Consider the following 21699-nt stretch of genomic DNA (forward strand, 5'->3'; position numbering starts at 1 on the left):
CTCAATTTTACTTGGTAGTTATGAGTGAGCGCCTTTTATCTTGTTAGTGCAAACCCTGAAGTTTATGAAAATCTTTACAACAAAAGAAAATAAAAAGCTTACCGAAAAATACTGGCTTCTGACTCTGGAAGGAGAAATTAAAAAGCCCTCTCCAGGTCAATTTGTAATGGTGCGGGCCTGGCCTGGGTTTGATCCGCTTCTCTCTCGTCCCTTTTCAATACACTATTATGAACCCGGAAGATTAAGCATACTTTATGAAGTTAAAGGCCGAGGAACCAAATTGCTAGCCAAACTCGGCCCTGGGAAAAAGGTAGAAATTCTTGGCCCTTTAGGGCAAGGATTCCCTGAAGTCTCAAGCCGAGATATAATCCTTGTTGCTGGAGGCATAGGGATAGCCCCATTTCTATTTACGGCAAAAGAATTTATCCGAAAAGGTCATCAGGTACACCTTTTTTATGGTGCCAGAACACAAAATGACTTCCTGTGTTTAAAAGAATTTGAGGCTTTAGGCGTATCTTTAACTTTAACTACCGAAGACGGTAGCTTAGGGACTAAAGGTTTTATCACTCAACCTTTAAAGGCCTATCTGAGTAAGCATAAAAAAGGTGTTATTTTTGCCTGCGGCCCTATGCCAATGCTTTCGGCTGTGGCCCAGGTAACCAAAGAATCGGGTATAAAAGCTTTCGTTTCTCTTGAAGCACATATGGCTTGTGGCCTAGGCTTATGTCTTGGCTGTGTAGTTAAGCATAAAGAACAAGGCTATCTGCACGTATGTAGTGAAGGCCCAGTGGTACCTGCAGAAAACGTTTTCTAAAGCAGCTCTTCCTTAAAGATGGGCCTTATTTCTATACCCCGTTCTTTAAGATAACGCTTAACTTCTTCAATAGAGACTTCTTGCCGATGGAAAATCCCTGCCGCTAAGGCCGCTTCTACCTCCGTCTTGGTAAAAACTTCGTAAAAGTGTTCAGGAGAGCCGGCTCCACTTGAAGCGATTACTGGAATAGATACCGCTTCTTTTACTGCTTGAATAAGCTCCAGGTCAAAGCCAAGGTTAGTACCATCGCGGTCTATACTATTCAGGAGAATTTCTCCTGCTCCAAGCTTTTCACACACTTTGGCTAAAGTCACAGCGTCAATGTCTCGGCCTTCACGACCGCCCTTTATGGTACATTGAAACCAGCAGTACCTCTCGCCATTGGGCCCAGGAATCGAAGTTTCAATTACCGGGTGTTTAGTCTTTTCAGGAGAATCTACATAAACCCGACGGGGATCAATAGATATAACTACCGCCTGGGTTCCATAGACCTTGGAAATAGTTTCAATAGAGCTTTTCCCAGTGGCTTTTCCTGTGTGTAGATATTCCTCTACAATTAAAACAGCATCACTTCCTATAGAAATTTTATCAGCTCCAGAACGAAAATACTCAGAGGCCACTTCCAGAGCTGAATAAAAATTTCCGTCACGGTCAGTAAAGTCACGGATACCCCCGCCAATGGTAAGTGGCACAAACACATTTTTTGAGGTAAGCCTAAGAACCTCAAGCATGGGGAGGTCTTTTAAGGGGAAATCACGGAAACCAGTGATATTTAAAAAGGTTATTTCATCGGCACCTTCAGTATAATAGCGGCGAGCAAGTTCTACTGGCTTACCTAGATTACGAACTTGCCCCTTCTCTCGCACGTCATATTGATCTCCTTTAGTGACTACTAAATCGCCATCGTCGTTGGTACGTACGTCAAGGCAGGCTACTATTCTTTTAGCAAGTTTAGTTTTAGAGGGAATAAATTTAGGTTTAACTGCTGACTTGTTAGCTTCTAAAAAATTTTTAAGAATTTTTAAGCCTACCTGGCCGCTTTTTTCTGGATGAAACTGGGTAGCTATAATGTTCCCTTTCTCAATGGCGCTTACAAACTCATAACCATAATCGGTAGTGCAAAGAATTATATCAGCTTCTTCCGTTTCCACATGATAAGAGTGGACAAAATAAAACTTTTCTTCGCCAGTCAGGCCATCAAAAAGTCTTGAAGACTTCTGAGGTTTGATACCATTCCAGCCAATGTGAGGAATAGAAAGAGTTGTGTCAAACCTTTTTATGTAACCCTTGAATATGCCTAGCCCTTTGATACCTGGAGCTTCTTCAGAATATTCAAAAAGGGCCTGCAGCCCTAAGCATATCCCTAAAAAGGGCCTATCTTCTAAGAGATAACGTTTCAATGGCTCAAAAAAATTTTTTTCATGAAGGGTACTTATAAGAGAAGAAAAATTGCCCACTCCAGGAAATATTAGTTTTTCAGCAGAAAGTATGTCTTCAGGAGTTTTTACAAGTTTTACTTTTTCTCCAAGAGCCTCAAGGGCGTTAACTACACTTCTAACATTTCCCGCACCATAATCCAAAAGGGTAATCATTTTTTTACCTCCTGGAGCCTAAGCTTATAAAGTTTTTCTTTTAGTTGCAAATAGCTTCGAAAAAATGGTGGGAACTAGTGAGAGACTACTTCGGGATTAAGGGGTTCAAGATATTCTCCACCCATGCGCACGAGCAAAATTTTTCTTTTATTAGCTGCATTTATCATTCCTTCAGGGAACCTAAAGGCCGCTAAAACAGGAATTATTTTAAGACCGGCCACCGGCGGAAAAAGCTCCGGTAAAAGCTCCAGGGCTTCTTTCATCTGCTCAAAATCTTCGGGCTTAGCCTGATTTTTTACTTCGGCTACCCAGACAGTTTCTTGGCCATCTTTTTCGGCAAAAATGAGTACATCATACTGTCTTTTTTTACCTTTAGGACCTGTTTCTAGGTCAAAAAGTACTGATTTTACTTCGTAGCCTAAAGTTTTTAGCAGATAGGGAATACCTGGGCCAAAGATATCCTCAGCCAAAGTACCTAAGCGGTTGGCCAGATCTCCCCATCGTTTATTCATCTCATCTTTGAAGGCTTTCATTTCGTCTTTAAAGGCTCGCATCTCATCTTTAAAAGCCCGCATTTCGTCTTTGAATTCTTTCATCTCATCTTTAAAGACTCGCATCTCATCTTTAAATTCTTCCACTCCGCGCATGAAGGCCTTAACCTCATCTTTAAAAGCCCGCATCTCATCTTTAAATTCTTTAAATTCACGGCTTAGGCCTTCATGATATTTACGCAGTTCAAGGACCGCCATTAAATTGTCCGTAGAAATCTGACGCAATAGCTCTAGCTCTTTTACAGTGCGGTCCACTTTTTCTTCCTGATTGGTAAGCTTGGCAACGATTTCTTGAAGCTCCATAGACGCCTCGGTAAGTCTAACTTGATGGTGCCCCCGGCAGGATTCGAACCTGCGACACCGAGATTAGGAATCTCGTGCTCTATCCTCCTGAGCTACGGGGGCTTTCATTAAATTTAACAATATACCATTAGCTCTTCAAGAAATTTCCGAACCCTAATTCCTGGCAAACAAAGAAAAGACACCAACCTAGTGTATATATAGTTTTAAGCAAATAATTTTTTCACCCAAGAGGTGCCTAGCAACAAAAATCAAAATTGACAGACAGGATAGCGGTCCCTACCCTGAACGTGCTACCCACTAACTACCGCAAAAATTTAGCACTATAACATAATAGAATGGGCGAGACAAACCCGCCCATCTTGCTTTTACTCCAAAGGTTTTAACTCAAACATAAGCTGACCTTCTTCAACAGTATCATTTACCTTAACGTGAATAGCCACAATTTGCGCATCAAAAGGTGCTACCACCACATTTTCCATTTTCATGGCCTCTATGTTGGCAATTTCTTCGCCCTTGTGAACAATATCTCCTTCTTTAATAGTTCCTCTTTCAGGATTACCAATACGCCAGACGTTTCCACTAATGGGAGCCCCTATCTGGTTGGGACCTGAGGCCTTTTTTATTTCTTTCTTTTTAGCTCGGGGGGTTTCCACCCTATAAACCCTGGTTTTGTTGTTAATTTTCATGACTACGTGAATCAGGCCTTCATGCTCTGCTCCAATTGAAACCAGTTCAATAGCGTAGGGTTTCCCATCAAGTTCAAATTCCACTTTATCTCCAGGTTTTTTAAGCCCTTCGCGCCATACATTAGTGGGGAGCACCAGAGGGGCCTGGCCGTATTCATCGCGAAACTTAATGTACTCAACAGCGTCTTTGGGATGCATAAGATAAAGGATAAATTCTTCTTCGGTAGGCTTTCTTTCTATCTTTTCCTCTAGTTCCTGGCGAAGTTTTTCCAGGTCATCAGGAGGAAGGGCCTCAAGTGGTGACTTGTCTGAACGCTCTTTAATTTTTTCTTCCCACTCATCGCCAAAGGCACTCTTATAAACCCAATCTGCCGGCCATCCCTGGGGTAAACGACCATATTTGCCAAGGATTAAGTTCTTAAAGTCTCCAGGAGCGTTTCTAAAAAGTTGCAAAAGTTCTTCCTGCTCCCAGGGTTCCATCTTGTCAAAATCTTGATCTACTTCTTCTACAAATTTAGTAAGTAGCTTGATAAGATGCTCTACACCTTTTAATCCACGTTCTTTGGCATATTTATTAACCATACCTGAACAGGTAACCCAGGTAATTTGGGAGCCAGGAGTTACATCAAAGTATTTAACTATACGGTTATAAAGGGACATAACCCTTAGTATTTGAGGCATGAGATGCAAGAAGCCGCCTTTTTCGGCCTGTTCAAAAGAGCTGGGAAAGGCTCCTCCTGGCATTTTGTGTTTGGTAACATTATGGTCAAGCCCTTTAAAAGGACTCTCGGCCCAGGCGTACTGGTTGATCCACTCGCGCACTTTTTGGACAGCTTCTTCCGCAGCCTGGCGGTTTAAGTGCACTTTTATGCCAGCTTCTTCTAAATATGCGTGGGCGGCCAGAATCGGCGGCTGACCATAAAAACGACAAAGAGAATCTTCTTCAACGTCTATTATCTTAACACCTGCCTGAACGGCCGCTAAATAGGCCGGTAAAGCCAGTCCATCAGTGGAATGGCGGTGATAATGTATAACCAAGTCGGGATATTTTTGTTTAATAGTGTCAATTAATTGGGCGATGCGTTTGGGACTACCAACGCCGGCCATATCTTTTATACAAAGGACTATTTCATCGGTGCCACCGCAGAGGTCAACTATTTCATCTACTACCGAGAGATAGTAATCATCCGTAGTCCATTCAGCCTGGGTAAAAGAAATGGCCGGTTGAAAAAGGCGGCCACGCTTCATGACGATTTCAGCCACTGTGCGCATATTGCGAATATCATTTAAGAATGAAAAGCAGCGCCAGACGTCTATATCTACCCGAGCAACAACATATTCGATGACGTTTTTGGGATAGGGACGATAGCCCCAAAGGTTGGTTTCCCTGATAAGAGTCTGAAGCATCACCGAGGGCATCTTTTCACGAAACATGCGAATTTCTTCAAAGGGATCTTCACGACGATTCATTATGCCTACATGCCAGCGCGCGCCACCATGACACTCGGCACTAAAAAGCCCCATTTCTTCGTAGTAAGGAGCAAGGGTCGCCAAATCATAAATACGGTGACGATTTTTGTAATCAGATTGTCCGGCGTCTCTCATACCAGTAGAGGTAAACATTACCCCGTCAAAATCTCGCAAAGTCTTAACTATTTCTTTGGGCGACATGCCCGGTTTAATAATGTTCCACATAGGCGTTCTCCTTTACATCCAGGGTTGAGGGCCTAAGGCCGAAACGCGAGCCACAAACTTAGCGATCTTAAGGACCTCATCTTCGGTGCTTTTTTCTTTAAACATGGAAACCAACTCATTCATGTGTTCTTCAATAAAAGTAGTAGAAAATTTTCCCGCTCGGAAAGAAGGATGACGAATAATGGCCAAAAGAAGAGGGGCGATGGTTTTTATGCCCTCCACACGAAGATCACGACCTAAAGCCCTATCCATGGTCATGATAGCGGCCTCACGGGTTTGGCCAGCCGTCATAATAAGCATAATGAGTGAGTCGTAATAAGGAGGAATATCAGCGCCTTCGTAAACTCCCTGCGATATCCTTACCGCAGGCCCTTGGGGTAGCTGAAGGCGAGTTATAGTGCCAAAAGATGGATTAAAGTTAAAAGGATCTTCGGCATTTAAACGGGCTTCCAACGCCCAGCGGTTAACTTTTACTTCTGATTGTTTAACCGGAAGCTTTTTACCCTCGGCTACATCGAGCATGAGGCCCACGATGTCTAGGCCAGTAATAAGTTCTGTTATTCCGTGTTCTACCTGAAGGCGGGTATTAACTTCGAGGAAATAAAACTTGTTGGTATTGGTATCGAAGATAAATTCTACCGTGCCAGCAGAAGTATAGCCTATTTCACGCATAAGCCTTACCGCGGTAAAGCAAATCTCTTCGCGCAGGTCGTCGTCCAAAGTGGGAGAAGGTGCTTCTTCTATTATTTTTTGGTTTCGGCGCTGAAGCGTACATTCTCTTTCGTAAAGGTGAATTACTTTGCCGTGGGTATCGGCAATAACCTGGACTTCTATATGACGACTATGACTAATATACTTTTCGGCAAGTAAAGTATCATCACCAAAGGCTTTCATAGCCTCGGATTTGGCTTGATTGAAGGCTATGGGAAGCTCTTCTTCTGACTCTACCTTCACCATGCCTTTTCCTCCGCCACCTTTGGCGGCTTTAAGCATAATAGGAAAATCTACTTTTTCTTCCTCGATCCACTTTTTTATGTCTTCGATGCTAGAGACATTATCAATACCTGGGATAGAGGGGACATTGGCCCGTCTGGCATACTTTTTAGCTTCTACTTTGTCTCCCATGGCCCTAATCACTTCAGGACTAGGCCCAATCCATACAAGGCCAGCATCTTGGACCATTTCCGCAAAATCGGCATTTTCTGCCAAAAAACCCCAACCAGGATGAATGGCATCCGCCCCAACCTGGAGTGCCGCCTTAATGATGTTTTCCATGTTGAGATAAGACTCAAGGGGTGGTGCTTCGCCTACGCAAACGGCCTGGTCTGCTAAACGAACATGATAGGCAAGGCGGTCAGCCGTACTGTAAACAGCTGTGGTTTTGATGCGCCGATCACGGCACGTATCCATAATTCGTACCGCAGGTACTCCTCGGTTGGCAATTAGGACATGAGAAATTTTCCTTTCCATAAAACACTCCTTAAATTCATAAAATTCTCTATACCGATATCAAACTTTACATAAATACGGGTCTACCTTTTCTTTTTAGATTTTGTCAAGAAACTCTCTTTGAAAGTGAGTTAATAAAAAAATTTTATGAAATTTTGAAATTAGATTAGATTACGAATTACCCTAAAAAAAAGATTTTGGCAAAATTAATAAAGAAACAACCTTGTCGCTAGGTAACATAGTTGCTAAGGCGATCTAAACGATCCCTTAGCTAACGCTTGGGACGTGGACTAATTCGTCGGCCATAACGGACCTCCTCTTAATGACTATGAGGGAGGCAGCTCCTTGCAGTGACAGTTGGGGTATCACTGATTGGCTTAGGCACGAAGCAATCTCTAAAAGTGCTTCGGCTCTAACGAGACCTCGCCGTGACAGAAAAGAATTACTTCATCTTGTGGTAACTATGTTTTCAGGTATAACACTTTGCCGTCTGAAAAACGCTCGGATTAATATGCAGTTCTTACTATTTTATACATTACCAAAAGTATTCTTTAGGATCATAGTTTTGAAGAAAATTAAGGGCATTTTGTTCGGGAAGGGGCCTAGAAAAATAAAAACCCTGGACTTCATCCACCCCTAACCCAGTAATAAAGGCTAATTGTTCCCTACTTTCTATTCCTTCAGCAATAACCCGTAAGTTAAGCCCTCGAGCCATAGAAACCATGGCCATTACCAGAGAAACCTGGTCTCTATCGTCAGGAACTTTAGCGATAAAAGACCGGTCAATTTTTATGTCTATGCCTTTTAAATCTTTCAAATAGCGAAAAGAAGAATAACCTGTGCCAAAATCATCTAGGGCCAGCTTAAAACCGTTTTCATAAAAAAGTTTGATATTTTTAACCGCTTGCGGCTCTAAAAGCAAACTTTCGGTAATCTCAAGTTCAAGAGCCTGCTTAGAAATAACATATTCTTCAAGCCATTGAAAAAGTTTTTGAGGAAACTTTTCACTTTTAAGCTGTATAGCACTTACATTTACTGAAACCCGTATTTCTGGAAAATTGTCTTCTAATTTTTTCAAAAACGCAAAAGCCATCTGGAAAATAAGGGGTTCCACCTCCAATATAAGCCCACTTTCTTCAAGCACTGGAATAAATTCAAGTGGTGACACAATCCCTCTCTCAGGATGTTTCCAGCGCAACAAGGCCTCAAAACCGGAGACTTTTCTATTTTGTAAGTCTATTCTTGGCTGATAAAAAAGAACAAATTCTTTTCGTTCAATGGCTCTTTCCACTTCTCCTAGCAGATGAAACTTTTGTAAAATTTGCGGAGAGTGTTCAGGAGAATAAAATGCCAGACCCCCTTTTTCTTGGCGAAAAACTTTCTTTAAAGCTACGGAGGCCTTTTCGTAAACATCTAAGATATCTTCTCCATGCTCTGGATATAAAGCCACTCCTATACCTATTTCTAAACGCACATGGCTATCTCCCACAAAAAAAGGCTTTCTTAAAACTTCTCTTAAAGAGGAAACAAAACTTTTCAGGGCGGCAAGATCATTAAAAGTGGTAGCAATGGCGAACTCATCAGGCCCTGTGCGAGCTAAAAAGCCCCTGCCGTTTAGAAAATTTTTTAGGCGTGAAGCCAATTTTTTTAGAATTTTATCTCCGGTTGCATATCCTACCTGATGGTTAATCTCTGAAAAGTCTATGATGTCCAACCGAAATAGAGCTATAGAGCTTTTTTGTTTTCTGGCTTTGCTTGCCAGGCTGGCCAACTCCATAATAAAGGCCTTTTCATTGGGAATCCCGGTGAGCTCATCTCTAAAAAGGGCCTCTTCAAGACGATCGCGCTGTCTTAAATGGCGTAGCCCCAGGCTTATATCTCTCCCTATTTCTAATAACAGATTAATTTCATCAGAACGAAAGTAATTTGCTTCGGTATGATACACGAAAAGTCCGCCAATAACTCCTTCTTTTTCTAAGATAGGAACAATAGCTATAGAATTTAGGCCAAATGGCCTAATTTTATCAGCCCTTATTTGGTAAGCTTTGTCCTGGCAAACATCATTTATAATTACTGGATGGCCGCTTAAAAATTTTCGGGCATACTCCTCAAGATCACTGCCCATAAACTCTTCCATTTGCCTGGGCAAAAGTTTCAAGTAAGGATGATTTTGGGGAAAGGCCCCTTTTAATTCAATCTTTTTGTTTTCTATCAAGCCTATCCAGGCCAGGCCGTAACCACCATCTCTAACCAAAATGTGACAGGCATTTTCAAATAATTCCTTCTCAGAAAGATTTTCTGGAAAAATTAGAAAATTTATCTCTCTAATCAGAGTTAAAAAACGATTTTTACGGGTTAGTTGTTCTACAGTTTTAAAGAGATTTTCAAATAAAAGGCTATAGAATGCTTGAAAAAAATATGTGGCCAGGAGAGAAAAGAACCTACTAATAAGACAAAGATAGGAATCATTAAACCCTTTTTCTTTAAGCTCTTTAATAATAAAAACTTTCAAATTTTCACAGAAACTCATCAATACTACCGGGTAAATTCCGTTTTCGAGATGTTTTGAGGCTACAAGGAAAAGTTTTGGCTGAAATACTGGATCAAATATTTCTTTGAAAGAAGACTCAAAAAAATTAAAGGCCTTTTCAAGGGTTTCGTTTTTCAATTCAAAGGAAACTAGTTTATTGTTTGAAGATGTTATCGAATCAAAAACTTCAAACCACCACTTTTTCAAGGGCAAAATATCCGGAATTTTTGCCAAAAATTCCTTTTCTTCCGGGCTAAATGTAAAGGCTTCTCCAGAAGTACAAGCAAAACATATCTTGCCTAATTTTTTTATATCCTCCAAATCTTTGTTTGTGATTATAGGTGCTTCTTGCATAAAGATTACCTCTTGATTCTATGCTTTATGAAAAACCCTTAGCAAAAATGATTTACTAAGCTTATCCCTCACATATTTAGAGACCTTTGCAAAATATCTTATTCAAGAGACTGCTTCGCCCATACGGGCTCGCAGTGACACCGGGAGAGAGTCATTGCGAGGCTGCGTCCCGCAGCCGAAGCAATCCCTGTCGCGAAGCGCTAAGCGCTGTGGCGATATATTTTCTTTAATCTTGCAAAGATCTCATTTAAAAATTTAGCTGCTTAACTTTGTAAGAATACTTATCAACCGGATTAACAGTGTCTCTTTTTTTAAGATCGGCAGAGAAAAGAAAAGATTTAAATATATCTTATTTAAGAGACTGCTTCGCCCGTCCGGGCTCGCAGTGACTACATGGTGGTTGGCCGATGCCAATGGCTCCTGGTAGATGGCTGGTAGCGCAAGAGACCGCTTCGCTACGCTCGCAGTGACGGAATGGAAGCTGGCTCCTCGCCGTGACACCTTAAAAAGTCATTGCAAGCCCATCAGCTCCTTTCCCGTCATTGCGAACCACGAAGTGGCGAAGCAATCCCTGTCCAGAGCGCTAGCGAAGGGATCCCTGTCGCAAGGCGTCAGCAACCGAAACACCGAGACGAAAGTCTCGCCATGGCACTCAATCTATGTTTTCTGAATTTTGCCAAAGTCTATTTATTCTGTTTTTAAGGGCTTTTTTCCTCTAGCCGCGTCTTCTGAGACATCTCGGCTAAATAGAGCGTAATGTTTTCGGGCAAATTCTTCCAGGTGCTGTTGAATTTCTTCCTCGGGCACCAGATAAAGCCGCATAATTCTAGCAAACATACTAAGAGCTACTACCAATTCTTCAGGGATTACTTCGTCTGCTCCTAGCTCAAGAAAATTTTTCATCTCAGCCGCATATCGTGTTCTAACCAATATGTAGATGTCAGGCTTAATATGTTTGGCAAGCCCTACAATCACCCGTGCTGACTTGCAATCTGGAATAGTGATGGCCAAGACCCTGGCCTTCTCAAGGCCCGCTTGGCGTAAAATATATTCGTAAGTAGCATCACCAAAAATAATGGGTTCCCCAGCAAGCTTTTCGCGGCGAACTGTTTCCGGGTTAACTTCAATGATTACATAAGGAATTCCTACCTTCTTGGCAGCGGTGCGAAGGGCCATACCTGCCACCCCTAATCCAATAATTATCATGTGGTCTTCTAAAACCAAGGGAGAGCTTTTTTCTTCCACAGAAGTTGGTAAATGTCGCTTGGCCAAAATTATAACAAACGGCGTTAGTAACATGGTGAGAATAGAAACCGATGAAAGCAGCTGAAAAGTGTCTAATTCCAAAAGATTGTACTTAAGGGCCTCTTGAGCCAATACAAATGAAAATTCTCCTATCTGGAAAAGGCTTACCCCCACCAAAAAAGCAATGTGAACTGGATAACGTAAAACATAACGCAATATACCAAAAATTATGCTGCTCTTTATTAGAAAAACAACGGCCGTGGCTCCGAGAATTAACGGAAGATATTTCCAGAAAAGTCTAACATCAAAAAACATTCCTACAGAAACGAAGAAAACGCAAATTAACAAATCTTTAAAAGGTAAGATATTGGCCGTTGCTTGGTGGCTATAAGGGGAGCGCGCTAAAATAAAACCTGCCAGAAAGGCCCCTAGAGAAAGAGAAAGGCCTGCTTTATAAGCAGCCCAGGCTACAATTAAACAAAAGGTTAGAGTGGCCAATAGAAAAAGTTCTCGACTACGGGTACGAGCCACAAAATCCATAAAAAAACCCAATACCCAGCGACTCAATACGTAAGCTCCACCAAGAAGAATAAAAGTCTTTACCACTACAGAAAGAAGACTTAAATCGGCTTTAAGCTCTCCAGCCAGAAAAGGCACTAAAAGCATTAAAGGTACTATAGCCATATCTTGAAAGAGAAGGATTCCCAAAGAGGCACGTCCATAAGGGGTTTCCATCTCTCCTTCTTCCTGGAGAAGAGATAAAACAATAGCCGTACTACTCAAGGCCAGATAAGCTCCGAGAAAAAAAGAAACCGGAGCCGTAAGATCAAAAATAAGATAACCTAATAATCCTGTTATTAAAGCCGTAAGAGCGATTTGTAGCCCGCCTCCTATCAGGGCTACTGTTTTTAAACGGGCAAGATGGGCCGGTGAAAACTCAAGACCTATGGTAAAAAGAAGCAAAACTACGCCTAGCTCAGCTAAAAAATGAACCGCCTCCTCAGCCTGAATCAAGTGAAGACCGTAAGGGCCTATCAGCGCGCCAGCGATAATAAAACTGATTATATTGGGAACCTTAAAGCGATGTCCAATCAGGCTGGCCACAAAAGCTGAGCCCAGAAGAATAATTACATCATTTAAAAGTACCATTTTTCTTCACCTAAATTTTTTTGACGTAATGATTTGTTTGTTGATCAAGATGTTACTTGGGGCTCACCCCTCGCAAGGACTTTCCTTTCCTGTTATCGCATAGTTTACGTTGTTTACATATTATTAGATCGCACCGACTTGCTCGCAATGGCACAAAAAACTCTTGGCCTTACCTTTCGCCATTAAAGTTTAGCCAGCTTGGCTAACCTTTGGCGGGCCTTTTTGGGTAGCTTCTTTCGATGTATTGGTTCAGGAAAAAGCTTCTCTCCCTTTATTTCCTCATAAAAGGCCGCTTCCATCTTGCCTAAAAAATCCCGCGAAGTTATAGAAATGGCGCCGTAGGTTTCCACATAGCTTCTTATAGCCCGGTCAGAAGTAACCACCACTATGCGCTCTTTTTCCTTAACCGCTCGTCTCTTTATGTAGTCGTCAGCGGTTTCTCCCTGGGCCGTAAAAATTACTTTTATGCCTTTTATAGATACCTCACTTCGCGGTTCAGCCCGGTCCCAGGCATCAAAAACTACGGTTATTCTGTGGCGCCTTATGCGCTGGTATTCTTGAAGCTGTTTGAGAAGAGCTTGGCGGGCTTCTTCTGGATTTTCTTTCATTAAAAAAGCTAGCTCTGGAACCTGGTGCAAAAGGTTGTAGCCGTCTATTAAAAGATGTATAGCCATTATCCCCTAAGTTTTTCTAGAAATGTTTCAAATTGTTCCGCGGAGTGAAACTCTATCACCAGCTTGCCCTTTTTGGCTCCCCAGGAAATTTTAACTTTAGCTCCGATAACTTCGGCAAGTTCCTGCTCAAGGGCCAAAATATTAGGATCTTTGGGTTTTTCTTTTTCCTGAGTAGCGGCCCCCTCCTTCAATTTTTTAACCAAGGCTTCGGTCTGGCGAACGGAAAGCCCGCGCTTTATTATCTCGTCTCTCAAGCGCCTGAGCAAAGTTTCGTTTTCTGCCAAACTTAAAAGCGCCCGGGCATGGCCAGCGGAAAGACGCTCTTCTAGAAGGTCTTCTTGAATGTAGTCTGGTAGCCTTAGAAGCCTTAAAGTGTTGGCAATAGCGGCTCGGCTCTTTCCCACTTTTTGGGCTACTTCCTCTTGTGTTAAGCCGAACTCTTCCATGAGACGCTGATATCCCCAGGCTTCTTCTATGGGGTTTAGGTCTTCTCGCTGCAAGTTTTCAATAAGCGCCAGCTCCAGGGCTTCCTGGGGTGTAAGTTCTTTTACAATAACAGGAACTCGCTCAAGCCCTGCCAATCGAGCTGCCTGAAAACGCCTCTCTCCAGCTACGATTTCGTAAATTCCCGGAGTCACTTCCCGGGCAAGAATAGGCTGAAGAAGCCCTTTCTCCTTAACCGAGGCTATCAGATCATCAAGGCCTTTGTCTTTTTGTATTCTTGGCTGATAAGGTGACGGCCTTAATGCCTCTATAGGACACATGAAAATCTCAGCCGGGGTGTCTAATAAATCCTCGTCAGGCAAAAGGGCCTCTAGACCTCGCCCTAAACCTTTTTCTTTAGACTTTGCCAAGTTTAGCCTCCCTTTTTAGTATTTCTTGCGCAAGCGTCATATAAGCCTTAGCTCCCCGTGAAGAAGCATCGTAGGCAAAAATAGGCTTTCCGTGGCTTGGGGCCTCGCTCAAACGTACATTTCGCGGAATAACCGTTTCAAACACTACCTGACCAAAATGCTTTCGCACTTCCTCCTCCACCTGTTTGGTGAGCCGGTTACGCCCGTCGTACATGGTGAGGAGGATACCGTAAAGATAGAGCCGCGGGTTGAACCCTTTTTTGACTTTACGAACCGTGTTTATGAGAAGACTCAAACCTTCAAGGGCATAATATTCACATTGAAGGGGAATAAGCACTCCTTGAGCGGCTACCAGGGCATTTAAGGTAAGAATACCTAACGAAGGAGGGCAGTCTATAATGATATATTTGTATTGCTCGGCAACATTGGCAATAATCTGAGCCAGAAGCCTTTCGCGACCTTCCCTGGCCGCCAGTTCCAGTTCACAGCCGATTAAATCAATGGTTGAGGGAAGGATTTTTAGCTTCGGATACCTCGTTTCATAGATGGCCTTTTCAGGAGCCAAGTCCCTTAAAAGGAGATCATAAAGATTAGGAGTCGCACCTCTTAAGCCTAGGCCACTTGAGGCGTTGGCCTGAGGGTCAATATCTAAAAGCAGTACTTCCTGGCCAAGAATGGCCAAAGCAGCGGCTAAATTTAGAGCTGTAGTAGTTTTCCCTACCCCGCCCTTCTGATTGGCTACGGCAATAATCCTAGACATTTTTACATTGTTTCACGTGAAACATTTTCTTTTTCCCAAAAACATTTTAACACAGGAATAGCTTTTAGCTTGTCTTCAGGAAGCGCTTCCCAGATAATACTTTGTGTAAAACGCTTAGGGCCTTCCGCCCAAATAACTTCTTCCGGCGTAACTATTATATCCACAGAAAAATCATGCTCTTCTAAAGGAACTTCATCAACTATTTGCAAAGGATGGACCGTGGTCAAAATAGGCGTTTCTGGATTAATCTTGCCAAAATGGGCAAGAATAGCTAGCTCAAGATCAGCAAAACCCCCTCCCTTGCCTAACCGCTCCCCACGGCGAGTCACGGCTACACAACCGGTTATTACCAGGTCTATTTTTGGCATTTCTTCAGGAGACACCGGCTCCCCATATTTGAAAGCACCTTTTATAGTAGCCCCTTTTAAGGGATGAACTTTTAATTTTTGGGGATCAAGCCTAAGAAACGGTTTTGGGGCTTTCAACTTAGGAACGGCCATAAAAACAGTTTTTCCTTCAAGAAGGGCTTTGACCCTTAGGGGAAACTGAGGGCTATCAGGGTTGGCTTTAACGAAGCGAGCTCTTTTAAAGGCCTCTGTCTCGGCCGCTTTTTCGGCCGCTGCTTCCGCTCCCACAAAATTGGGGATACGGCCAAAAGCTCCAGGAAAACGAGCTACGCCTCGTTCACTCAAAAGCTCCCATATTTTTTCGCGTAAAATCTTTTTCTCGTGTTTTATTTTTGCTAGAATTTCAGGTGTCATGCGATATTTGTTAGTAGTCGTCCTTTTTATAAGTTTGTTAGCCAGCTGTGCTCCGCCCCCACAGGTTAGCAAAAAGATATACCCTGGCAAAGTCCCTCCAACCCAAAAACCTTATCGTATCGGAGGAAAAGTTTATTATCCGCTACCTTCAGCCCAAGGCTATGTGGAAGTAGGTATTGCTTCCTGGTATGGCCCCAACTTTCACGGAAAAACTACCGCCAGTGGCGAGCGCTATAACATGTATGCCTATACGGCGGCCCATAAAGTGTTACCTATGGGGACCCGAGTCCTGGTTACTAACCTGGAAAACGGACGGCAGGTAATAGTGCGCATTAACGACCGCGGGCCTTTTGTAAAGGGGCGCATTATTGATTTAAGTTATGCCGCGGCTAAAGCTCTAGGTATACATCGCAAGGGAACAGCTTTGGTAAGAATTCAAGCTTTAGGCGAATCACCCAAAACCCATCTGGTATTCAAAGGGCGATATTACATCCAAGTAGGAGCCTTTTCTAGTTACGCCAACGCCGTAAGGTTAAAAGAGCGTCTGAGAAAAAATTTTTCAGTGGTCACTATTGTGCCGTTCACTAAAAACGGGAAAACTTTTTATCGCGTTCAGATATTCGTTGCTCGGGAGCTTCATCACGCCCAAAAAATCCTAGCCCGTCTTGAAAAAGAATTTCCACAGGCCTTTATTGTAGCCCGCTAGCTAGTGTAGCGGGTAGTGACAGGCTACTTTATGTCCTTTTCCTAAAAGTTCGGGAACAACTTTGCTGCATTTTTCCCTGGCCAAAGGACAACGCGGATGGAATTTACATCCAGGAGGTGGATACTTAGGATTAGGAATATCTCCTTTGACTTTCAGGTTAAAACGTTTTTCTTCGAAAGAAGGGATAGCTGATAGTAGGGCCGCAGTATAAGGATGCTTAGGCTTTTTGATTAAATCTTCCATGGGCCCTATCTCTACCATATTCCCCAAATACATAACCCCTAAGGTATTTGCAATTACTTTTGCTACTGAAAAATCATGAGCTATAAAAAGCATGCTCAATTGGAACTCTTTTTTAAACCATAACAATAATTCTAATATAGATGCCCTGAGAGATAAGTCTATCATAGAGACGGCTTCGTCAGCTACGACAAACTTGGGCTGTAGAATCATGGCCCTAGCTATGACCACGCGCTGCCTCTGACCGCCTGATAGCTGATGGGGATATCTGGAAAAAAATACTTCTTCAGGTGTTAACCCCACTTTTTTTAGCATTTTTAAAGCCCTTACTTCGGCCTGGCCTTTAGTAATATGCCCTTGGTAATGGATAAGAAGGGGTTCCATTAAATGCTCGCCAATGGTCATTCTGGGATTTAAAGAGGCATAAGGGTCCTGAAAAATCATCTGAACATGTTGTCTAAGGCTTTTGTCTTTGAAGGCTTTTGTATCCTTTATTTCTTTCCCTTCAATGAAAATTCGACCCTCAGTAGGAGTTTCTAGGCCTACCAAAATTCTTCCCGTAGTCGATTTTCCACAACCACTTTCCCCAACCAAAGCTAACACTTCTCCTTTATCTATAGTAAAGCTTATTCCATCAACAGCTTTTAAATACTCTTTCTTTTTACGCCAAAAACCACTATGGCCTAACGGAAAATACTTCTTTAAGTTTTCTACCTTTACGACTTCTTTAGTTTCCATAAAGAAAGCACCTTACCATTCTATTATTCACTTCTACATTGGGCGGAATTTTTCTGGAACAAATTTCCATAGCCTTTGGACACCTGGGATGGAACCTACATCCCGAAGGGGGATTAGCAAGGTCCGGGGGAAACCCTTTTAATGGTTTTATCTTTCTATCTACCCAAAGGTCGGGAACAGAGTCTATTAATCCCTGAGTGTAGGGATGTAAAGGCGAAGCGGCTACATCCTTAGCTCGGCCAAATTCCATGAGCCACCCCGCATACATAACAGCAATAAAGTCGCTTCTTTCAACAGCTAAAGGTAAATCATGGGTAATCAAAATTATAGAGATATTTCTACTGGTGAGTTCTTTAAAAATTTCTAAGATTTTGTCTTGAACTATAACGTCCAAGGCGGTAGTTGGTTCGTCTGCAATGAGAAGTTTGGGATTAAGCGATATGGCCATGGCAATGATAATCCTCTGGCGCTGGCCACCAGAAAGTTGATGGGGATATGAATTTATCCTGTCTTCCGGTATACCCACTATGTTTAAAAGTTCTTGAACTCTGTTTAAGGCTTCAGTTTTAGAAATTTTTTCATGAGCTAAAATAGTTTCAACCATTTGAGTGCCTATTTTTTCAAGAGGGTCTAAACTAGTCATGGGATCTTGAAAAACCATGGAAATATCTTTGCCTCTTAGCTGCCTAATCTCTTTTTTGTTCAAAGATAGTAAATCTTTTCCGTTGAATATAATTTTTCCCTTTTTAACTTTACCTGGAGAAAGCCTAATTATTGAGTAAGCCAACGTAGACTTTCCACAACCACTTTCTCCAACAACACTCAATAGATTACCACTATTAACAGACAAAGATACACCATCAACTGCTAATATCTTTCCTCTTTCAGATTGATATTCAACAGTTAAGTCTTCAATTTGTAAAAGCATATTACCAACCTACTTATCTTCTTTAGAATAAATTTCGTTTAATCCTTCACCTAATAAAGCAAAACCAAAAGCAAGGAGAACTATCATTAAACCAGGAAAAGTAATGAGCCACCAAAAACCTGCTGGCAAATAATCTCTACCAGAACTAAGATCCCATCCCCAATCAGGAGTGGGAGCAGTGACAATAAAACCCAAAAAGCTCAAACCAGCAGCAGTAATAATAGCATCAGCTATACATAGAGAAAAAATAACCGCCACCGTAGGAATAAGATTCACCAGAATATATTTAGTAAGAATACGAAAATCACTAGCTCCTATAACTTTAGCGGCTTCAACAAATAGTCTAGTTTTCAAAGATAAAGTTTGACCTCTTATCATTCTATAAAAAGTAGGAATATAAACAATAGCTATAGCAATAATGGCATTTACTATGCTGGGACCAAGTATAGCAGATATGGCTATAGCTAAAATCAAACTGGGAAAAGCATAAATACTATCCATTATCATAGCAAAAATGCGATCAAACTTTCCTCCTAAATAGCCAGATATAAGACCAAGCGTTACTCCAATAAGCATAGAAATAAAGCCTGCAGTAGCAACAATTACAAGAACTATTCTCGAACCATATACAACTCGTGAAAATATATCCCTTCCCAAATTATCAGTACCCATAAGATACTTTAAACAAGGAGGTTGCAAAACTGGTCCTATTCCTTTGGTAGGGTTATAAGGTGCAATAAAAGGAGCAAAAATAGCCATCATAACTATGACAAAAATTATTAAACCACCTGTAAGAATAAAAATTCTCGCCTGGCCTTTAGGGAGTTTTAAAAAATCTGTCAACAACATATTCGTCCTCTTAGTATTTAACTCTAGGATCTAAAAGAGCATAAATTATATCTACTATTAAGCTTATTAAGGCCACAAATAGTGCATAAAAAACGATAACACCCTGAACACAAGGGTAGTCTCTATATTGAATGCGTTCTAGTAGAAAAGTACCTATGCCGGGCCAAGAAAAGGTAGTTTCAGTAAGAACAGCTCCTGCTAATAAAATAGCAAACTGCAATCCCATTAAAGTAATGATTGGAATAAAAGCATTTTTGATAGAATGATAAATAATCCTTACTTCAGATATTCCTCTGGCTTTATAAGCCAAAATAAAATCTTGATTTAAAATTTCTATAAGGTTATTTCGCACCAGACGCGTATAGGCCCCTGAAAGAACTATACCTAGAGTCACACCTGGTAAAAGCAAGTGTAAACAAGCACTTTCTAAAGACTCAAAATTGAAAGTGAGAAGACTATCTAAAATATATAGACCTGTTATATGAACGGGTTCAAGGCCAGGATCTATTCTACCTCCTATAGGCAACAGTTTTAAATATACTCCAAAAATTATTTGCAAAACCATACCAAACCAGGGAATAAACAAAGTATAGGTAAGAATGCCGTACATTCTTAAGAAGGTATCTGTCTTTGTACCTTTTTTGAAAGCTGCAAGAGAGCCGGTAAAGATACCTAAAATAACACTAAAAACAAAAGAAAAGATACTTAATTCTAAAGTGGCTGGGAATTTTTCCATTATTTCCGTTAGAACTGGTCTTTTACCCCATATAAGAGAATGACCGAAGTCTCCCTTTAAAATTCCAGCAAGATAGTGAACATATTGAACATATAAAGGTTTATCTAGTCCTGCTTCGGCTCTAAGTTTTTGAATCACTTCTGGAGGGACTTTCTGTCCTACCATAGCCAGAATGGGATCACCAGGTAAAACACGTAAAATAAAAAAGATAAGAGTTAAGAGGATAAAAACAGTGGGAATTACGGTCAAAAAACGAACTAAGAGATATCGTCTAATATTACTACTCATATAAAAACCCCATAATAAAAGCGAATCAGAGGAGTTCCTCTGATTCGCTTTTATTTGTTTTTACCATACTTTAATTTTGTATAGAAGAGTAAGAAAGCAACATAGTGGGACCAAGAATTATACCTTTAATCCCTTTTCGAGCCGCTATAAAAAGCTTTCCTTGGACAAGGGGGATGTAAGGAACATCTTCTGCCAATATTTCCTGGGCTTTTTTATAAAGTGCCGTTCTTTCTTTTATATCCACAATACTTGAGGCCTTTTCCAAAATATTATCCACTTCTGGATTAGAATATTTGTTACCAGTCCATTTATTAGCCCCTGCTTTTAGAAAAGGAGTCAAAAAGTTATCTGGATCCATATAGTCAGGATACCATCCAAGCAGGCTTATCATCATAGCACCTTTTCTCAGGTAATCCACATAAGTGGACCACTCAGCACTTTTGAGAGTAACCTTGACTAAGCCAGTATTTTCAAGCTGCTCTTTTATAACCTGAGCAAGATCCTTTTCAGTACTTCCGTAGTGGGTAGGAGTCCACCATAGTTCTACTTGAAGAGGATTTTTTCTACAGTAACCGGCTTCTTTTAAAAGTTTTTGAGCCAAAGCCAAGTTGTTATCACCATATTTCTTAAAAACAGGCTCATAGCTCCACATACCTTGAGGCACTAAAGAATAAAGAGGGGCAAAAGTATTCATATAAACTCTTCTAACAATATCATTTCTATCGATAATGCAGGCTATAGCCTGTCTTACAAGTTTTTTATCAGTTGGTGAAAGCTTAACGTTCATTACCATGTATCTGATAAAAGAACCAGGAGCTTCTATTACTTCATATTTGCCGCTTCTTTTAAGAGATAGAATATCTACTGGAGCTAAAGTCCTCCAAGCAATATCTATATCACCTTTTTCAAGGGCAAGTCTTAGGGTTGAAGCATTTTTATAAAAACGGATGACTACTTGTTTATTCTTCGCAGGTTCAAAAAAATAAGGATTCTTTTCTAAAATGAGTTCCTGATCTCTTACCCATTTTTTAATGACATAAGGGCCTACACCACCTGCAGTTTGGTCTGGTTCGATTTTATCAGGGCTATATTTAGGGCTTACAGGGAAATAAGGAGGAGTAGCCACAATGGCCACGAAATAAGCTACAGGTTTTTTAAGTATAAATTTTACGGTGTAGTCATCTAAAGCTTGTACATCTTTTACAAAATCAGTTACCAGCCAAGAAGGGTCTCCTTTGATGGTCATTACTCTTTTGATAGACCTAACTACATCTTGGGCCTTACAAGGGGTACCATCAGCAAATTTGAGGTCTTTCCTTAGGTGGAAAATGTAAACTTTGTTATTCTCTTTTACTTCGTAGGATTCGGCAAGATAAGGCTCAAGCTCCGTGGTCCCGGGTTTGTATTTCATGAGACCACCCATTACATTGTTCAAGACTTCCCAGGTGTAGAAATCGTAAGCATTAGATGGGTCAAGGTCTGTAAGCTTATCTGTTACACCAATAACTATTTTTCCTTTTTCCGATGCTTGAACCAAGCTAACGCCTGACACACCAAGAAAAACTACACATAACAAAAGGCCTATCAATTTTTTCATAGTAACCTCCTATGAGAATTTTTCCTCGAAGAGGAAGCGTATCCATAAAAGTAAAAAATTCAACAAAAATTTCACTCTGTTCTTTCTGATTATCTTTAGCATACTTTTTCTAAGAAGAAAAAATTATTTTATTTACTAAAATCCAGCTTCCGCTAACTATAGGGGCTGGGCCCCAGACAAAAATGGATGCCAAGTGAATT

The 21699-nt window shown here is 41.2% G+C and carries 17 protein-coding genes and 1 tRNA gene; 2 read left to right on the plus strand and 16 right to left on the minus strand.

Features of this window, described 5'->3' with window-relative positions; genetic code table 11:
• Positions 1 to 64: 64 nt before the first annotated feature.
• The gene (locus THEIN_RS04930) at positions 65 to 814 is read left to right on the plus strand and encodes a dihydroorotate dehydrogenase electron transfer subunit (RefSeq protein WP_052299039.1); all 750 of its coding nucleotides are present in this window, start codon (positions 65 to 67) and stop codon (positions 812 to 814) included.
• Here THEIN_RS04930 and THEIN_RS04935 read toward each other — a convergent pair.
• The 11 genes from THEIN_RS04935 to THEIN_RS04985 all read right to left on the minus strand — a co-directional run bounded on the left by THEIN_RS04935 (position 811) and on the right by THEIN_RS04985 (position 15417).
• Positions 811 to 2406: an imidazole glycerol phosphate synthase HisHF gene (locus THEIN_RS04935; RefSeq protein ID WP_013907584.1), complete on the minus strand. Its 1596-nt coding sequence runs from the start codon at positions 2404 to 2406 to the stop codon at positions 811 to 813. The genes THEIN_RS04930 and THEIN_RS04935 overlap by 4 nt on opposite strands.
• A gap of 74 nt (positions 2407 to 2480) precedes the next feature.
• The gene (locus THEIN_RS11550) at positions 2481 to 3260 is read right to left on the minus strand and encodes a DUF8196 domain-containing protein (RefSeq protein ID WP_013907585.1); all 780 of its coding nucleotides are present in this window, start codon (positions 3258 to 3260) and stop codon (positions 2481 to 2483) included.
• A 25-nt stretch (positions 3261 to 3285) separates the two neighbouring features.
• Positions 3286 to 3362: transfer RNA gene (locus tag THEIN_RS04945), tRNA-Arg, on the minus strand.
• 263 nt (positions 3363 to 3625) lie between these two features.
• The gene (locus THEIN_RS04950) at positions 3626 to 5641 is read right to left on the minus strand and encodes a biotin/lipoyl-containing protein (protein WP_013907586.1); all 2016 of its coding nucleotides are present in this window, start codon (positions 5639 to 5641) and stop codon (positions 3626 to 3628) included.
• Positions 5642 to 5653: 12 nt separating this feature from the next.
• Positions 5654 to 7111: an acetyl-CoA carboxylase biotin carboxylase subunit gene (locus tag THEIN_RS04955; RefSeq protein ID WP_013907587.1), complete on the minus strand. Its 1458-nt coding sequence runs from the start codon at positions 7109 to 7111 to the stop codon at positions 5654 to 5656.
• A gap of 514 nt (positions 7112 to 7625) precedes the next feature.
• Entirely contained in the window at positions 7626 to 9974 is a 2349-nt protein-coding gene (locus THEIN_RS04960; protein ID WP_013907588.1) for a bifunctional diguanylate cyclase/phosphodiesterase, read from the minus strand.
• 687 nt (positions 9975 to 10661) lie between these two features.
• Positions 10662 to 12368, minus strand: a complete 1707-nt coding sequence (locus THEIN_RS04965; RefSeq protein WP_013907589.1) for a cation:proton antiporter — start codon at positions 12366 to 12368, stop codon at positions 10662 to 10664.
• A 182-nt stretch (positions 12369 to 12550) separates the two neighbouring features.
• Positions 12551 to 13042: a YacP-like NYN domain-containing protein gene (locus THEIN_RS04970; RefSeq protein WP_013907590.1), complete on the minus strand. Its 492-nt coding sequence runs from the start codon at positions 13040 to 13042 to the stop codon at positions 12551 to 12553.
• A complete protein-coding gene (locus THEIN_RS04975; RefSeq protein ID WP_013907591.1) occupies positions 13042 to 13896 on the minus strand; it encodes a ParB/RepB/Spo0J family partition protein in 855 nt (284 codons plus the stop codon). Before THEIN_RS04975 ends, THEIN_RS04970 begins: the two co-directional genes overlap by 1 nt.
• A complete protein-coding gene (locus THEIN_RS04980) occupies positions 13883 to 14656 on the minus strand; it encodes a ParA family protein (protein ID WP_013907592.1) in 774 nt (257 codons plus the stop codon). Before THEIN_RS04980 ends, THEIN_RS04975 begins: the two co-directional genes overlap by 14 nt.
• Positions 14657 to 14658: 2 nt before the next feature.
• Positions 14659 to 15417, minus strand: coding sequence for a 5-formyltetrahydrofolate cyclo-ligase (locus THEIN_RS04985; RefSeq protein WP_013907593.1), 759 nt, complete (start codon positions 15415 to 15417; stop codon positions 14659 to 14661).
• Here THEIN_RS04985 and THEIN_RS04990 point away from each other — a divergent pair.
• Positions 15416 to 16123: a septal ring lytic transglycosylase RlpA family protein gene (locus THEIN_RS04990; RefSeq protein ID WP_041434538.1), complete on the plus strand. Its 708-nt coding sequence runs from the start codon at positions 15416 to 15418 to the stop codon at positions 16121 to 16123. The two genes, THEIN_RS04985 and THEIN_RS04990, sit on opposite strands and share 2 nt — an antisense overlap.
• Here the strand turns inward: THEIN_RS04990 and THEIN_RS04995 are convergent, their stop codons facing one another.
• From THEIN_RS04995 to THEIN_RS05015, 5 genes are all read right to left on the minus strand, one after another.
• Positions 16124 to 17101, minus strand: a complete 978-nt coding sequence (locus tag THEIN_RS04995) for an ABC transporter ATP-binding protein (RefSeq protein ID WP_013907595.1) — start codon at positions 17099 to 17101, stop codon at positions 16124 to 16126. It lies immediately after the preceding gene.
• Positions 17091 to 18029 carry an ABC transporter ATP-binding protein gene (locus THEIN_RS05000; RefSeq protein ID WP_013907596.1) on the minus strand — a complete coding sequence of 313 codons (939 nt, stop codon included), beginning with the start codon at positions 18027 to 18029 and terminating at the stop codon, positions 17091 to 17093. Before THEIN_RS05000 ends, THEIN_RS04995 begins: the two co-directional genes overlap by 11 nt.
• A gap of 9 nt (positions 18030 to 18038) precedes the next feature.
• Positions 18039 to 18878 carry an ABC transporter permease gene (locus tag THEIN_RS05005; RefSeq protein ID WP_013907597.1) on the minus strand — a complete coding sequence of 280 codons (840 nt, stop codon included), beginning with the start codon at positions 18876 to 18878 and terminating at the stop codon, positions 18039 to 18041.
• Between the two features lie 10 nt (positions 18879 to 18888).
• Positions 18889 to 19902 carry an ABC transporter permease gene (locus THEIN_RS05010; protein WP_013907598.1) on the minus strand — a complete coding sequence of 338 codons (1014 nt, stop codon included), beginning with the start codon at positions 19900 to 19902 and terminating at the stop codon, positions 18889 to 18891.
• A 70-nt stretch (positions 19903 to 19972) separates the two neighbouring features.
• Complete coding sequence (locus tag THEIN_RS05015) at positions 19973 to 21499, minus strand: ABC transporter substrate-binding protein (protein ID WP_013907599.1); 1527 nt, start codon at positions 21497 to 21499, stop codon at positions 19973 to 19975.
• Positions 21500 to 21699: the final 200 nt, after the last annotated feature.

The sequence above is a fragment of the Thermodesulfatator indicus DSM 15286 genome (assembly GCF_000217795.1).
Lineage (GTDB): Bacteria > Desulfobacterota > Thermodesulfobacteria > Thermodesulfobacteriales > Thermodesulfatatoraceae > Thermodesulfatator > Thermodesulfatator indicus.

Excerpts from the sequence above, each read along its gene's own strand:
- THEIN_RS04970 (WP_013907590.1), bottom strand. The coding sequence starts at position 13,042 with ATGGCTATACATCTTTTAATAGACGGCTACAACCTTTTGCACCAGGTT.
- THEIN_RS04995 (WP_013907595.1), bottom strand. The coding sequence starts at position 17,101 with ATGGAAACTAAAGAAGTCGTAAAGGTAGAAAACTTAAAGAAGTATTTT.
- THEIN_RS05000 (WP_013907596.1), bottom strand. The coding sequence starts at position 18,029 with ATGCTTTTACAAATTGAAGACTTAACTGTTGAATATCAATCTGAAAGA.
- THEIN_RS11550 (WP_013907585.1), bottom strand. The coding sequence starts at position 3,260 with ATGGAGCTTCAAGAAATCGTTGCCAAGCTTACCAATCAGGAAGAAAAA.
- THEIN_RS05015 (WP_013907599.1), bottom strand. The coding sequence starts at position 21,499 with ATGAAAAAATTGATAGGCCTTTTGTTATGTGTAGTTTTTCTTGGTGTG.
- THEIN_RS04980 (WP_013907592.1), bottom strand. The coding sequence starts at position 14,656 with ATGTCTAGGATTATTGCCGTAGCCAATCAGAAGGGCGGGGTAGGGAAA.
- THEIN_RS05005 (WP_013907597.1), bottom strand. The coding sequence starts at position 18,878 with ATGTTGTTGACAGATTTTTTAAAACTCCCTAAAGGCCAGGCGAGAATT.
- THEIN_RS05010 (WP_013907598.1), bottom strand. The coding sequence starts at position 19,902 with ATGAGTAGTAATATTAGACGATATCTCTTAGTTCGTTTTTTGACCGTA.
- THEIN_RS04935 (WP_013907584.1), bottom strand. The coding sequence starts at position 2,406 with ATGATTACCCTTTTGGATTATGGTGCGGGAAATGTTAGAAGTGTAGTT.
- THEIN_RS04955 (WP_013907587.1), bottom strand. The coding sequence starts at position 7,111 with ATGGAAAGGAAAATTTCTCATGTCCTAATTGCCAACCGAGGAGTACCT.
- THEIN_RS04950 (WP_013907586.1), bottom strand. The coding sequence starts at position 5,641 with ATGTGGAACATTATTAAACCGGGCATGTCGCCCAAAGAAATAGTTAAG.
- THEIN_RS04960 (WP_013907588.1), bottom strand. The coding sequence starts at position 9,974 with ATGCAAGAAGCACCTATAATCACAAACAAAGATTTGGAGGATATAAAA.
- THEIN_RS04965 (WP_013907589.1), bottom strand. The coding sequence starts at position 12,368 with ATGGTACTTTTAAATGATGTAATTATTCTTCTGGGCTCAGCTTTTGTG.
- THEIN_RS04990 (WP_041434538.1), top strand. The coding sequence starts at position 15,416 with ATGCGATATTTGTTAGTAGTCGTCCTTTTTATAAGTTTGTTAGCCAGC.
- THEIN_RS04930 (WP_052299039.1), top strand. The coding sequence starts at position 65 with ATGAAAATCTTTACAACAAAAGAAAATAAAAAGCTTACCGAAAAATAC.
- THEIN_RS04985 (WP_013907593.1), bottom strand. The coding sequence starts at position 15,417 with ATGACACCTGAAATTCTAGCAAAAATAAAACACGAGAAAAAGATTTTA.